The sequence below is a fragment of the Terrimonas sp. genome, from assembly GCF_003075435.1.
Lineage (GTDB): Bacteria > Bacteroidota > Bacteroidia > Chitinophagales > Chitinophagaceae > Agriterribacter.
Genome location: NZ_QCZJ01000002.1, coordinates 215,121 through 228,373 on the forward strand (window position 1 = coordinate 215,121; position 13,253 = coordinate 228,373).

The 13,253-nt window shown below is 37.2% G+C and carries 16 protein-coding genes; all 16 read right to left on the reverse strand.

Annotated features, from left to right (window positions below):
* Positions 1 to 16: 16 nt before the first annotated feature.
* The 16 genes from DC498_RS03540 to DC498_RS03600 all read right to left on the reverse strand — a co-directional run bounded on the left by DC498_RS03540 (position 17) and on the right by DC498_RS03600 (position 12,908).
* Positions 17 to 286, reverse strand: coding sequence for a helix-turn-helix domain-containing protein (locus DC498_RS03540; protein WP_116872753.1), 270 nt, complete (start codon positions 284 to 286; stop codon positions 17 to 19).
* A 144-nt stretch (positions 287 to 430) separates the two neighbouring features.
* Positions 431 to 607 carry a hypothetical protein gene (locus DC498_RS26080; protein ID WP_206197517.1) on the reverse strand — a complete coding sequence of 59 codons (177 nt, stop codon included), beginning with the start codon at positions 605 to 607 and terminating at the stop codon, positions 431 to 433.
* Positions 591 to 1,232, reverse strand: a complete 642-nt coding sequence (locus tag DC498_RS03545; protein ID WP_165813739.1) for a hypothetical protein — start codon at positions 1,230 to 1,232, stop codon at positions 591 to 593. Before DC498_RS03545 ends, DC498_RS26080 begins: the two co-directional genes overlap by 17 nt.
* Positions 1,195 to 1,698 (reverse strand): hypothetical protein, encoded by a 504-nt coding sequence (locus tag DC498_RS26360; RefSeq protein ID WP_206197518.1) that lies wholly within the window; start codon positions 1,696 to 1,698, stop codon positions 1,195 to 1,197. The genes DC498_RS03545 and DC498_RS26360 overlap by 38 nt, the downstream gene beginning before the upstream one ends.
* 290 nt (positions 1,699 to 1,988) lie before the next feature.
* Positions 1,989 to 2,306 (reverse strand): helix-turn-helix domain-containing protein, encoded by a 318-nt coding sequence (locus DC498_RS03555; RefSeq protein ID WP_116872755.1) that lies wholly within the window; start codon positions 2,304 to 2,306, stop codon positions 1,989 to 1,991.
* A 112-nt stretch (positions 2,307 to 2,418) separates the two neighbouring features.
* Positions 2,419 to 3,273 (reverse strand): RteC domain-containing protein, encoded by an 855-nt coding sequence (locus DC498_RS03560; protein WP_116872756.1) that lies wholly within the window; start codon positions 3,271 to 3,273, stop codon positions 2,419 to 2,421.
* Positions 3,274 to 3,542: 269 nt separating this feature from the next.
* On the reverse strand, positions 3,543 to 4,883 hold the full coding sequence (locus DC498_RS03565) for a c-type cytochrome (RefSeq protein WP_116872757.1): 1,341 nt from the start codon (positions 4,881 to 4,883) through the stop codon (positions 3,543 to 3,545).
* A 27-nt stretch (positions 4,884 to 4,910) separates the two neighbouring features.
* Entirely contained in the window at positions 4,911 to 6,410 is a 1,500-nt protein-coding gene (locus DC498_RS03570; RefSeq protein WP_116872758.1) for a c-type cytochrome, read from the reverse strand.
* Positions 6,411 to 6,592: 182 nt separating this feature from the next.
* Entirely contained in the window at positions 6,593 to 6,937 is a 345-nt protein-coding gene (locus DC498_RS03575; protein ID WP_116872759.1) for a DUF6370 family protein, read from the reverse strand.
* 17 nt (positions 6,938 to 6,954) lie between these two features.
* Positions 6,955 to 7,359, reverse strand: coding sequence for a hypothetical protein (locus DC498_RS03580; protein ID WP_116872760.1), 405 nt, complete (start codon positions 7,357 to 7,359; stop codon positions 6,955 to 6,957).
* Positions 7,360 to 7,389: 30 nt separating this feature from the next.
* Complete coding sequence (locus DC498_RS26735) at positions 7,390 to 7,566, reverse strand: DUF6728 family protein (protein WP_370443893.1); 177 nt, start codon at positions 7,564 to 7,566, stop codon at positions 7,390 to 7,392.
* Positions 7,567 to 7,584: 18 nt separating this feature from the next.
* Positions 7,585 to 8,538 carry a DJ-1/PfpI family protein gene (locus DC498_RS03585; protein WP_116872761.1) on the reverse strand — a complete coding sequence of 318 codons (954 nt, stop codon included), beginning with the start codon at positions 8,536 to 8,538 and terminating at the stop codon, positions 7,585 to 7,587.
* Positions 8,539 to 8,540: 2 nt separating this feature from the next.
* Positions 8,541 to 9,353 (reverse strand): DJ-1/PfpI family protein, encoded by an 813-nt coding sequence (locus DC498_RS03590; protein WP_116872762.1) that lies wholly within the window; start codon positions 9,351 to 9,353, stop codon positions 8,541 to 8,543.
* 56 nt (positions 9,354 to 9,409) lie between these two features.
* The gene (locus DC498_RS03595) at positions 9,410 to 11,734 is read right to left on the reverse strand and encodes a TonB-dependent receptor (protein ID WP_116872960.1); all 2,325 of its coding nucleotides are present in this window, start codon (positions 11,732 to 11,734) and stop codon (positions 9,410 to 9,412) included.
* 26 nt (positions 11,735 to 11,760) lie between these two features.
* Complete coding sequence (locus tag DC498_RS26085; RefSeq protein WP_165813740.1) at positions 11,761 to 11,916, reverse strand: hypothetical protein; 156 nt, start codon at positions 11,914 to 11,916, stop codon at positions 11,761 to 11,763.
* A 122-nt stretch (positions 11,917 to 12,038) separates the two neighbouring features.
* On the reverse strand, positions 12,039 to 12,908 hold the full coding sequence (locus DC498_RS03600; protein ID WP_116872763.1) for an AraC family transcriptional regulator: 870 nt from the start codon (positions 12,906 to 12,908) through the stop codon (positions 12,039 to 12,041).
* Positions 12,909 to 13,253 lie beyond the last annotated feature (345 nt).

Sequence of the window (13,253 nt, forward strand, 5' to 3'; positions counted from 1 at the left end):
TTTTCAAACAGAATAATTAAGCAGCGTTTTGCTTGTTATCATTTAAAACCTTCATCACATCTTTACTTGAATAGTAGATAGTGCCGCCCATTTTTGTGAAGGGTAGTGTGCCATTCACTCTGAGGTTTTGTAATGTGCCTGGAGAACAATCCAGCATTTTCATTACATCGGAACTTTTTAACCATTCTTTCTGTTCAACCGGAGATTGAAACAATCTTTTAATTTCATCAACTATTTCACTTTTTAAGGAGTGAAAATCAGCCTTTGTAATTAACTCTATTTCCATATTCCTGCCTTTTGAATTTTAATGAATTATATGATACAAATTTAAACTAATAATTTGAGCAATTTTGCTGTTTTTTATTCACAAGAAGTGAACAAAAATCATTGATTTCAGAGGCGTTTGTGAATAACTAAATATTTTAGTTATTTAAGCAGTCTTTACTTTTGCACTCCCTTTTGAAATGCTTAATCTTTCTTTCAACAACTGCATATCACTACTTACTTTCTTATCCAACACTTTTGCATAATGCTGTGTAGTTTTTATTGATTTATGGCCGAGCATTTTTGAAACACTTTCAATAGGAACATCATTTTGCAAAGTCAATGATAAGATGTTCCTTTGTTAACTTCTTAACATCACTGTAAGCAAGGCCGGTAAAGCAACAGAAAAGAAATACATCCCTTACCTGTTCCAAACGTGAAGTGGCAAACTCTTTATCAGCGATGATTTGTATTTCATGCTCATGCAATATTTCTCTTTCAACTTCATTCAAACGGAAACGATAATTGATGAACGGGTCTTTATCAATCCAGCCATTGCCCAGGCAAATCCGCATTATCTTTTTGAAGTTGGTTAAATACTTTGCCCCTCTGCTATACTTGTGAATTACTGAAAACCCATCTTCTATAAATTCAAAGCTTGCATCCCTGCATGATTTCATTATGAACTTGTATTTCTCTGTCGTTACATACCGCATCAAACTCATTAGCGTTGTTTTACCACACCCAACGGGACCGCTTAATAAAATTCCTTTCTCCAAATCAAGCTCCAACTGCGGCGCTGCAATGTCATCTTGCAGAAACCAGCAGAGCAGCAGGTAAATGGTTTGCTTATCTTCTTCATGCAGTTGAAATTTTTTTCCATATACTTCTTTGCCTTTTTGTTGTAGCCATTGCCAAACATCGTTGTAGTTATAGCGGCTCTGAATAGTTTTTATTGGTTGTTGCATGAAGATGTTTCGCTTTGGGTTTTACCGGTTTGCCACCGGCTAACTTCTTTGCATTCAGTATCCAGTTACGGGCTGCCGCTTGCCAGTCTTTCATTTTTGTTCTGCCGCCAACCAGCCAGCCATTGCTTTGGAAATAGTTGTAAAATTTGGATGCTTCAACTGTAGGGAATTTTTGCGAAGCAAAATATTGTTGTACTTGGGCAAGTTGCGGAGTAACAAAAACATTTCTTTCTTTTTTGGCGGAACTTTTTTCTTTCTTTCCTGACCCGTTCACTTTTTGAACTTCTTTTTTTTGTGCTTGCTTATCCTCGTTTACTATGTTTTGTTTATTATGTTTAGATATGTTTATATAAGGCTCTTGTGCTTGTTCAGCACCTGTTTCAATTTTAGTACGGTGTATTACTAATGCTTGTTCATTACCAGTTCCAGTATTGAACAAGTTTGGCGGTTCGCTTTCTGCTATCATGCCAGTTTGAAAATTGAACAAGTAAACAAGGCTGCCTTTAAATGGATTGTAAGAAGGTTTGTATTTGAGGTAACCAAAATCATTCAGTTCTCTCATGCACTTATGATAAGTAGCTTTGGCACTGATTTTACTTACTCTCATTAATTCTCCCCGTGAAATGCTGATTGGATTTTTAAAGCGGCTGGCATTCCAAAACTGGAACAGTGAAACATACATACTGATGTGTGTAGGGTTCAGCCGTTCATCGGCAGATACCCGGTCAAAGAAACCTGCAAGGTGACGGATATAGTTCATGGGTTACCTCCTTTCTTTAGTTTTCCAAAAAGGGTGTTCTCCACTATTGCTTGTTTCTTATTATCTTCCAGCAATGCTTCAATATCTTCAGAACTGTAGTAAATGATGCTACCGATTTTGGTAAAGGAAAGCGTACCATTGATACGAAGATTTTGTAATGTGCCTGGAGAAATTTTAAGCAGCTTGCGGACTTCACTGCTTTTGAGCCATTGCTTTTGTTTGAGTGGTTTTGAATGGATGAGTGTTTTTAAATCATCCAGTAACTGGTGCCTGAACTCAGTCAGGTCTTCTTTGGTTACAATATTTACTGCCATACGTTGTGGTGAAATTTAGTATGGCACAAAAAAATCCCGTTTGCACGGAATAATTTCAGAAGGTGAACCGAAGTTCTGAAAGATTTTATCTAAAACGCAGCAAAATCAATACTTACAATAAATCATCTGCATCATCCATTCGCTTTATCAATTTTTCTTTTAGCGTATCAATGTATTTTGTCCTTCCTGTTTTCCGTTCCCTTAATTCAAGAAAACTGCGGTGAAATTGCCCTAATTCTATACCAAATGATTTTTCAAAAAAGTCTGCTATTGCATTGAGTTCTATCTTACCATTATTTAATGAACCATCGGCATGAAGTGCATATATCAGTTCAATGAGTGCAACTTTTGAACCTGTCCAAAAAATAGTGGGCTTCGGTAGGACTTCTGTTTTTGAATGTGCTTTTAGTTCTTTCCTATCCAGGTTTGCAATTTCATCTTCTAAATATACCTGTACTAAATCATGTGCAATAATCTTGGCTACTTTATAATCATGAGATGTACAAAAGCGATGGTCTGCTTCAAAGTAAAATGTGTCCAGGCTAAGTTTTATATCGTGTTTGCCACGGATAAAATATTTGTGGTCTAGATAAGTGCTGTTGGTACGATGGTATTTGTAAAATTCAAGGTTATTATCGAAGAAACGCTTAAGCTTATCTAACTCATTGTTAAGATATTTTCTTGTTACTTTTTCGCCGCCATATGGCTTCTTCGTTTCAATGTTTAGCACACGGTTGTGATAAATAAGTTTTGAAATAAACAATGGTTTTTGATACTTAAAGAAGTAAATTTCTTCTGCTTCATTTTTAAACTTATATTTTATAGTAAACCTTTTAAGTTTATCAATAACTGAAAGCAGAACCTTTAGGGATAGTTCTGCTGCTTTGATAGCATCTTCAGTTTCTAAACGAATGAACTGTAACTGGCTGTTCAAATCGTTAAGTAAATTTGCAGTAGTATTTTTCAAAAAGGGAAATATAGGGTAACAATTAGTTCTTTTTTACAGTAAGGATTGCGTTTTGAATAAACCACAAGCCGGCTTTAATCAAAAAACAACTACATTCTTAATACAATCCCTTTATAAACTCCCAATTCTTATCTTCCTTTATCTCAACCTGATTAAGCTCTTTGTTTTTTTTAATTTTTAAAACAAATATGTTCATCCGTATCAATTGAATAGCGACAATAAATACAAGAGCTATAATGGCGATAACGAAATATGTGGTGTACATCTTTTTACTTTTTTATTGACAAAATATAGTTGGCTAATTCTTCCCTGTCATCATCGGTTAGTTGTGATAGTGTGGGCATCTGTGGGTAGTCTGGGCGTTTCTTGCCCGGTGCTTTTATCCATTGTTTCAGTCCATCTTTATCATTAGCATAAATGCTTACCATTTCTGTGATTGGTGGACCTACTAATTTTTCTTTCTCTTTATGGCAACTGCTGCAATTCATTTGAAAAATAGCCGCACCTTTTGCAACGGCTCCTAATGTGGAATCAATCTGTAATTCGGCTTGTTCTGTTGGTGGATTTTCTCTTGCCTCTTTACTTAGCCGTTCAAATTCGGCTGTATTGGCTGCTACCAACTTTTGGTGAGGACGTAAGGCATTTGACCTGTACACATGCCTACCGCTACCCATAAAAACGACGGTAATGCTCAAAGCAATAACTACTTTGCCAAAATGCTTGTCAATATTTTCGGGTTTACCTGTAATAGCTTTCCATATCCACCACATGGCTGGTAAGGCAATGGCAGCACCGCAAAGTATTACCAATATCAGTCTTGTATCAAAACCCTTGGTAGGCAGTGTAAGCATCACCAATGGACCAATAATGAATTGGGCAACGGATGCTGCCAACGTAAGCGAATAGGCTTTTTTCTTTACGTCATACCTTGTCAGTTTTTCAAAGTATTGTTCAAAGGGATAGTTTTTTCTGCCCATGTACCAAAAGATGAATAAACCAGTTACTGCCATAGATGCACAAATAAAATGCAGGTATCTTGGAAATACATTGGGCAACAGCAATGCACTGAAAAATCCTTTTACTGTTCCCCATTTTTCAGGGAATAGCATCAAGTTTACGTTTACCAAAAAGATTAATGGAATAAATAAAAACAATGCTGTTGCAGTAGCAATAATTGCAATACTTAAGGGTTTGTTTTTATCCAGCACATGCCATGTATATTTATTTAAATAGGTAAGCAAAAAAGCAACTGTAACCAATGGAATAATAGCAATCCACATACCACCTGTAAGTGATGTGGCTGTATAAAAATAAGTAGCGTACAATGTTGAAATACTTAACAAGGGGGCTACGCCCAATACTACCGCAAGGCTTTTATTTACTGTAATCGTTCTTGAAATTTCGTGGGCAAGATTGTGGTAATCCTTGTCTTTTAATCCTTTTATCTGACACCATAATGTGAGGACAGTACCGCCTATCATCAGGTTTACAAAAATGATGTGCATTAAAAACGACACCACCAATAGTGTAATCAACAACCACTCTGGCAATGGTAAATCCAATGGTATATCTCTTGGAACAGGTGTATTTATTTGTAATAGCTGGAACATAATTATTTGAACTATTAATGAGAAGTTTTATTTGTTTAATGCTGTTTGAACTTTTGCTAAAGAATCTGTTTTTGCCTTTTCCTGTTTGTCAATCAACTTCACAACAGCCTCTACGCTTTGATTGGGGTTGACGGTTACGCCTTCGTTTTGTGCTCCTTCAATTACATCGCCTGTTTGTTGAAGGTGTTTGATATAGGCTGCCAGTGCTTCCAATTCTTTTTTATTTCCCGGAAATTCAGGCATAAATGTTCTTCCATTGTGCATATTTTTGGTAAAAACGGCAATAGAGCCTTCGTCAAATGGTTTGTCTTTCCCATACATTTTTTCAAATACTGTTACAATAGAATTGATGCCTTGTGTGGTATGGCAACGGCTGCATGTGAGTATGAAGACATTTCTGCCGGCTTCTACCTTATTGGTTTCCGTTACTTCTGGTGTTGTTGTATAGGTGGCGTATTTTAACACACCGTCACGCTTGTACAAAGGATAATCTTCTTCCCTTAACAAATTGCTGTACATATAGCCGCCAATAACATAAGGCTTGCGGATAAACTCTCTTACCCGCTCAAATATGCCCAAAAAGCCAAATGCCATTAAGCAGGGAATGATAACCATTGCAAACCTTATTTTCTTTGGCTTCCATAAACCTGCCAGTGCTATAATTACTACAGTAGAAATAGCACCAACAATAATCCATTTTAATAAATCGTAGTATTGGGCAAATTGTAATGTGCCAACTGCTGTACTCATATTGTCTTTCATTGCCTGCGGCATGGCACGGTAGTAAAAGATGGCTCCTGCCAATGAAAGCGGCGCCCAAATGAGCATCCAGATAGAGGATTGCTTTACTGCCCTTGCCCTTAGCTCGGTATTTTTCTTTGTAAAAATAGTGGTGAGCAAATAGCCGAATATGCCGCCTACCAACATAGCCGTTGGTGTACGAAAGAGTAATTGCGGTATGTAGATAGGGTTGGTAAACCCGTTGATTAAACTATGGTGCGTTTTCCAGTTGCCTGGGTCCATCATAAAGCCTAAAATAGAAACGATTATTGCCATTGTTATCCATGAAAAAATGGATAAGAACCACCCGAATTTTATGTGCCTCAATTTTGCTTTGAGTGATTTGTTGGAGTTTTTCCAGGTGAGGAAGTAAATCAGGATTAGTACTACTTCGGTTACAAATACCAGCCATTCTGTAAACCATGCCCAATAAAAAACCCTTATTAAACTTGCAATAGATGAAGGGCTTACCACCGATACTGAAAGCCAGATACCTACGCCTGTCATGGCACCCAAAGTGGTAGTAATGATGAAGCCTACTTTCATCATTTTGTACACCATTGCATCCCATTCTTTATTGGTGATTTCGTTTGCACTGCTATTCATTACGCCTTGTTGCTCCAGCCTGGTGATATAGGGAATGAAACCTACTGCCAAACCATGATTGATACAAACGTGAAGAATGGCAATGAGTGCAATTAAGAACCTGTCATTGAGCCAGTCTAAATGAAACATGGGAAAATCCATAACCTGAAAAGTTTAGGCTGCAAAGGTGATTTTCATTTGGCGTATGACATAAAAATGACAAAGCAGGATGTTTAGAAAAACAATCCTGCCTTGTTTGAAAATAATAGTATGTGTTTTGAAAAACGGAACTGCTGATTTTGAAAAACGGTAATACAACTTTGAAATTCAACTAATCGTTTATTTTACTTTTTCTGAGGGAGTAATTTTATATAGGTCGCCTTAAAACGGTTGTTGACAACCTCTCCCTGTACTTCTGCTTTGCGTATTGCTTTGCAGAAGCCATCATTGGCATGTGCATCGCCAAATGAATCAATATTAACACCATCAAGAAAGTAGGCTTTACCATTGATGCGTACAGCCAGGTCGCAGCTTTCGCCTTTTAAGTGAAATTTGCACTCGCCGCAAGACAACTCCACTGTTTGTATTTTTTTGTTGGGGTCGGGTTTTGAAATGTCTGGCTGCTTGCTTTGAGCATTTACTGTTTGAAAAATTATAGTGAATAGAAGCAGGCTGAGTAATTGTTTCATAAAAGTTATTTTAAAGTTTAATGTTTTTCTTCATCTTCCTTTCTGCATTCTTTAACGATTACATGAAAAATATCGTGAGCATCAGAAATTTGTTTTTTTAAGACATCATCAGTAGCTTTTTTTGCTACCGATTTTTTGATTAATACACATTGTTGTACCAGCTTTTTTAATGCCTTTTTTGTATCATCCGTTTTATAATTGGATGGTATTGCTGACGCCTGCCATTGTTTGGCGGCAATCAACATACTATCTGCCTTTTCTCTTAAAGGTGCAAGGTTCACTTCTTCTGAAGGATGAAAAGTACCTGACATAAAGTGATGAAAGTTTTTCATTTCTGCCCATGCCGCTTTGTTGGATTGTGCAAAAATGGATGTGGCTGTTAGCAATATGGCTATCGCCGTTAGTTTGATTTTTCTTTTCATTTTATTTTTTTAAAATATTGGCAAATTTAATTAGTTCAATACCGTCTGTGTTATAAGCTTAGATAGCATCATCATCAAACACAATAGAAATAACAACAAGGAAATACGGTTAATGAGGTGCATTGCCTTAATCATATTGTTGTCAGTTTCAGTTTCACGTTTCTTGCTGAGGTATAAGTAATCAGCTAATAATTTGAATGCTTTCATCTTGATAGATTTTTAAAATTATTTTGATACATAAGCAGATGGATTTTTCTTAAACTCATCTTTACAACCTGTTGAGCAAAAGCCATACACTTTTCCGTTATAGTGTACTGTATCTGCAATTCCTGCTGAAATGGGCATTCCGCAAACGAAATCCTTCTTATTGTCAAACTTCATTTCTTTGAATGCCTTTTCCGGGTGCAATGCTGTTTCCATCCCTCCGTCATATAAAGCTCTCATACCTTCCACCATGTTTTTATCAGCAGTGTTTTCATTGCCTCCTTTAAATGGCGGCTGTGGGTCATATTCCAAATCAAGCATGGCAGCCCTGGTATATTTTTCACCGGCAATTTCATTTAGCAGTGCAAGGCTCATATCAATGCCTGCCGATACCCCGGCTGCTGTCCAATACTTACCGGTGTGCGTATATCTTTTGTCTTGAATTTTTGCCCCAAAATCATTTGCCAGTATTTTTTTACCGTACCAATGCGTAGTCGCCTCCTTATCTTTTAATAAGCCTGTAGCACCTAATATCCATGCACCGGTGCAAACGCTGGTAGTGTATTTAGATGTGCTGTCAATACTGCGTATCCAGTTTAAAAGTGCTTCGTCTTTTGTTTCCTGGTAAGTTTGTGCTAAACCTCCAGGTATTAATAATATGTCAAGATGTTTTACTTCATCAATAGTAGTATCTACCTGTACTTTTAAACCAGCCCCATCTTCAACAATGCCTTTGTGTTTCGCAATAAAGAATACGTGGCTTCCCATCAATCGGGTAAATACTGAATATGGACCCAATGCATCCAAAGCCGAGTAGCCATCATATAAATAAATACCAACCGTTTTAATTTCTACTTTGGGCTTGGGAAATATTTCAGCCATTGATTCAATGTGTGGCTTTGCTGCTTCCTGATTTTTGTTTTTGCAGGCTGCTATCAGCAATATGGCTGATACGGCTATAATTATTTTTTTCATACTCATTTTTTTATTTGTTTTTGAATCAACGGAAGCATTCCCATATCATACATTTCTTTCATCATGTCTGCTACTATAGGGTCTGTTTTCCTTACAGAGCCTGCATTAAAAGGAGGCTGTGGGTCATACTCCAAATCAAGCATAACCCCTTTTGTATATTTTTCTCCCATCAGGTCGTTTATAATAGCCAAGGACATATCTAAACCGGCAGTAACACCGGCACTTGTCCAATACTTGCCATCTTTTACCCAGCGTTCTTCTTTGAATTTTGCTCCATAACTATCTAACATTTCTGCTGCCCGATACCAGTTAGTGGTGGCATTTTTACCTTGCAATAATCCGGTAGCTCCTAATATCCATGCACCTGTGCAAACGCTGGTAGTGTAAGTGGTGGTTTTATCTATTTGCTTAATCCAGTTCAGCACCGCTGTATCTTTTGTCATTTTAAATGTTTCAGCCGCACCACCGGGAATAACCAGTATATCCAGTTTGCTTACATCTGCAATGGACGTATCCACCTGGACTTTCAAACCGGTTTGATTACGCACTAACCCCTTTTGTTTAGCAATAAAGAAAACTTTGGTTCCCATTATCTGCGACAGTGTTTGATACGGACCTACTGCATCCAACGTATTATAGCCATCGTACACCAGTATGCCAATTGTTTTTATGGGATATTTTGGCTGTGTCATTATTATTGCCATCATTTCATTATGGCGTTTAGCAAGTGAATCGCTGCTACCTGTTTGCCCAATACATATCGAAGTGGCAAGAATCATACATGCAATACACACAACTGTTTTTATTGATTTCATCTTCGTATTTTTTAATAGTGAAAGGCAATGTGCTGCCCTTCACTAAAGATTAGAAATTAAAATTTACCGGTTAATGTAAGGCCCCACATCCTTGGAAGTCCCATCATATAAGAGCCATAACCATAAGCCATATAACGTACATCAGTAAGGTTGCGAACCCATAGTGCAACATCAAAATGATTACTGGTTACACCAGCCCTGGTATTGAGCATACCGTAGGCATCCTGGTGGTATTGATTAACAAAATCCAATTCGTATTTACCGATATACCTGAATTCGCCTCTTACAAATGCTTTGAAATTTTGAGCAGATTTTGAAAACGGAATACCATATTGAACCGCAAGCATTGACTGTAAAGCAGGATTATTAATTGCTTTATTCCCTTTGTAATCTTTTACTGTGAGCGTATTGGCATCAAATAGTTCCAGCTTTTTGTATTCGCTATGCGATGTGCTGGCAGTCCAGTCTACTTGCAGGTTCTTTGCAGGAAGAGCTGATGCTTCCAGTTCCAATCCATAATTATCCATATCGCCTACATTCAGCGTTGCATAATTTATACCGTCCTGAGAAGTGGAAACCTGCTGGTCTTTTTGTTGAAAATAGAAAGCAGTAAGATTTATTTTAAGCCTGTTGTTCAACAATGAGTTTTTAATTCCTAATTCATAGTTGTCTGATTTTTCCGGATTGTATGTTGGGTTGGTTGTACTACCGAAATTAAATCCGCCTACCCTGAACCCTTTTGCATAAGACGCATACACCATCGACTTATCCGTTAATTTGTAACTTAAGATAACCTTTGGGGTAAAAGCGTTGAACGTTTTCTTTGCTGTGCTATCGGCAGTTAACGGCATAACAATACCATTTTTCTCATACGCTGAATTTTGGGTAAGTTCCCTGCGTTCTACATCATATCTTGCGCCGGCTGTTATATCAAATTTTGGCGTAACCGCGTAAGTGGTCTGCCCGTAAAATGCAACTCCGTAGGCTTTTCTTTTGCCGTTGCTAATAGAGGCATAAGGAGCATTCGGGTCGAATAATGCATAATCCTGGTCAAAATAAGTAGTGCTGCCGTTCTTTATTTTCTCTCCAAATAAAAATGAACCTGCCGTCCATTTCCATTTACCGGCATTGGCAGGCGAAGAGAAGCGAAACTCCTGTGTGAGTTCATTTTGTCTTGACCAGGTAGTAAAGCTGATTAACTGGTCTGGACCAAAATCAAAATCAAATCTTCCCGGAAGCCAGATATGATAATCTACAAAAGCTGTAATTGATGTGAAGTTAAAATTCCTGCCAAAATATTTTAAAGCCAAAGAAGTATTGAAATTGGTTCTACGTTCGGTATTATCCCAGTTGCCAAAAACTTTGTAAGGATTAGCTCTTGCAGCACTGTCTGTAGCAGCCCACGGATAAGCCCCTTTATCTTTATCATTCTCATACCTTGTATTCAGGTCTATCGTCCATTTATCCGATACAAGATATTTCAGGTTCACATTTCCGCTGTAAGCGTTATGGTGGTCAAATTTCTTTGTATTCAATGTAGGATTTTCATAAACAGCACCACGGTTGTTGGATTGAAAACCGGCATTAACAAACAATTTATTTTTTATTATTGGAGTGTTGAAACCTGCACTGTAACGCTGTTGCCCGTAAATGCCAAAGTCTATTTCAGCGAATCCGGTTGTTTTATTCGCCGGTCTTTTGGTAATAACATTCAGTACGCCGCCAAATGCATTCCTGCCATAGAGTGTACCTTGCGGACCACGCAAAATTTCAACCCTTTCGATATTGCTGAAATTAATTGGTGCAGAAAAATAATCGAATTGATACACGCCATCTACATATACAGCTACAGCCTGGTCGTTTGAAAAGCCCATAGAGCCACGGATATTCAAAAAATTAGAGCCGGTGCTATTTCCATGTTCTACTATGAAGGTGCTGGGTGCTAATGCCGTAAGGTCGCTGATAGTCCACACCCTGTATTCTTCTAACTGCTTTGCATTTAAGGCAGTAACTGCTAAGGGTGTTTTTTGTAAGTTGGCTTCCACTTTATCTGCGGTTACTATAACTTCAGCTAATTGTTTGCTTTGCTCTATTAAAGTAATCGTTATTTCTGCTGGCTGTTTTGAAGAAACATCTATATTTTTTAATTGTGCTGCATAACCAACAGAACTAAAACTTAACTGGTAATTTCCCGTACTAAGATTGGCAAAACTGAAGTTTCCCTGTTTGTCGGTCAGTGTTGTTTTATCTGTATTTAAAATTTTGATAGTTGCTGCTTCTATTGGATTGCCATTTGAGCCGGTAATTTTTCCTTTAATAGATTGTGCCTGCAGTGCTGCCACAAAGACAACCAGCAGGAAAGTGAAAGTAATTTTTTTCATTTCTTTATTTCTGTTTTTTGTGTTGATTAAATATTTGTCCAAACGGACTTTAAAAGTTGAATAATATGGTTCCATTGTAAAGCAATGATTCCTGCGAAGAGTACAATCAGTAAAAATTTTACCATTACTCTTATCCTGTTGAATCTTTTTTCATGCTTTTTTATTACTTCAGTTGTTTCCATTGTAATTATTTTTAGTTGTAATAAACCGGTTTGATGATTACCAAACGGTCTTTAACGATGGTGACTTTTCCTTTTATAATTTCAACCCGTATGGGCTTGGGATATGTTATCTGCTTTTTCATTTAGTGATTGCTTTTCCTGAAATATTCAGGCGTTGTACCTGTATTCTTTTTAAAAAATGTGATGAAGTATGAGGGGCTTTCAAAACCTAATTTGTACGCTACTTCTGCTACAGACAGGGAAGTATAATGCAGCAGTCGCTGGGCTTCAATGGTTATTCTTTTTCTTATCAATTCGCCGCCAGTAACACCTCTGTAATCGTGACATAACTTATTTAAATAATTGGTGGTAATATGCAACCGCTTTGCGTAAAAGGAGGGAGTTTTTTGTGCTGTGTAATTCTCCTCCAGCAGCTTTTCAAACAATATTATTTTTTCATCCTTGCTATTTACTTTTTCTGCTGCTGCATGTTTATGAAACTTCCTGTCCAAATCATACAAAAGAATATTAAGGTAAGAACGTAATACTTTTTCAACCCCTTTTTGCTCAGCAGATGTTTCTTCCTGCATCAGTTGCAAAATATTGTTCCATCTTTCAGTTTGTTTTAGTGTAAGGCGTACATAGCTTTCTGCATTCTTTTTCAAAAATGAGAACTGGTACAGTACATTGTTATTGTACCGTAACGAAAAAAAACTTTCTGTAAAGCAAATGGCAAAACCTCTTGCTGTTCTGTTGATATCTAAGCTGAATACACTGTTAGGCTTTATACAAATAACCTTAGCCTCGTCAAGCCTTATGGTGGCATTGTCAATTATTACACTACCATTGGCTTTTTCCACAAACAACAACATATAAAATAATTGCTTGTGCGGATGTTCCAGGAAAGGATGATGTTCTAAAATCCTTTCCAGCGAACCAAACCAAAACGATTTGTTGCCTGAATTAAAAACACTAACAGGGTAAACAGCAATGTCGGCTGTTTTAATACCCATTAAAATTGTTGAATTGTTTAACTAATAAAAACTGTAGTGTTAAACAATAGGAGAAGGCGGACGAAAGACTGACCGTAAATAATCGGAAGTGATAAAGGAGGTGTTAAGATACGGGTGAGAAATATTGCTACTTAGAAATATAACCGGCTTTTGCAATTCGGTGGAATTATCCTGGCAAAAGAGGTTGATTTCTTTTGTTTTTAAGTCGGGGAATTTTTGCTGCTGTTTTTGGTCCTGGTTTAATTGATTTTCTAAATAACAAGAACCTTTACAAACAGGAATGGCTTCGAAGCGATTTATACAAAGGTTGGCAGCAATATAATCCTGGTTTATTTTAAATGAAAG

Excerpts from the sequence above, each read along its gene's own strand:
- DC498_RS03540 (WP_116872753.1), bottom strand. The coding sequence starts at position 286 with ATGGAAATAGAGTTAATTACAAAGGCTGATTTTCACTCCTTAAAAAGT.
- DC498_RS03545 (WP_165813739.1), bottom strand. The coding sequence starts at position 1,232 with ATGCAACAACCAATAAAAACTATTCAGAGCCGCTATAACTACAACGAT.
- DC498_RS26360 (WP_206197518.1), bottom strand. The coding sequence starts at position 1,698 with ATGATAGCAGAAAGCGAACCGCCAAACTTGTTCAATACTGGAACTGGT.
- DC498_RS03555 (WP_116872755.1), bottom strand. The coding sequence starts at position 2,306 with ATGGCAGTAAATATTGTAACCAAAGAAGACCTGACTGAGTTCAGGCAC.
- DC498_RS03565 (WP_116872757.1), bottom strand. The coding sequence starts at position 4,883 with ATGTTCCAGCTATTACAAATAAATACACCTGTTCCAAGAGATATACCA.
- DC498_RS03570 (WP_116872758.1), bottom strand. The coding sequence starts at position 6,410 with ATGGATTTTCCCATGTTTCATTTAGACTGGCTCAATGACAGGTTCTTA.
- DC498_RS03575 (WP_116872759.1), bottom strand. The coding sequence starts at position 6,937 with ATGAAACAATTACTCAGCCTGCTTCTATTCACTATAATTTTTCAAACA.
- DC498_RS03580 (WP_116872760.1), bottom strand. The coding sequence starts at position 7,359 with ATGAAAAGAAAAATCAAACTAACGGCGATAGCCATATTGCTAACAGCC.
- DC498_RS26735 (WP_370443893.1), bottom strand. The coding sequence starts at position 7,566 with ATGAAAGCATTCAAATTATTAGCTGATTACTTATACCTCAGCAAGAAA.
- DC498_RS03585 (WP_116872761.1), bottom strand. The coding sequence starts at position 8,538 with ATGAAAAAAATAATTATAGCCGTATCAGCCATATTGCTGATAGCAGCC.
- DC498_RS03590 (WP_116872762.1), bottom strand. The coding sequence starts at position 9,353 with ATGAAATCAATAAAAACAGTTGTGTGTATTGCATGTATGATTCTTGCC.
- DC498_RS03595 (WP_116872960.1), bottom strand. The coding sequence starts at position 11,734 with ATGAAAAAAATTACTTTCACTTTCCTGCTGGTTGTCTTTGTGGCAGCA.
- DC498_RS26085 (WP_165813740.1), bottom strand. The coding sequence starts at position 11,916 with ATGGAAACAACTGAAGTAATAAAAAAGCATGAAAAAAGATTCAACAGG.
- DC498_RS03600 (WP_116872763.1), bottom strand. The coding sequence starts at position 12,908 with ATGGGTATTAAAACAGCCGACATTGCTGTTTACCCTGTTAGTGTTTTT.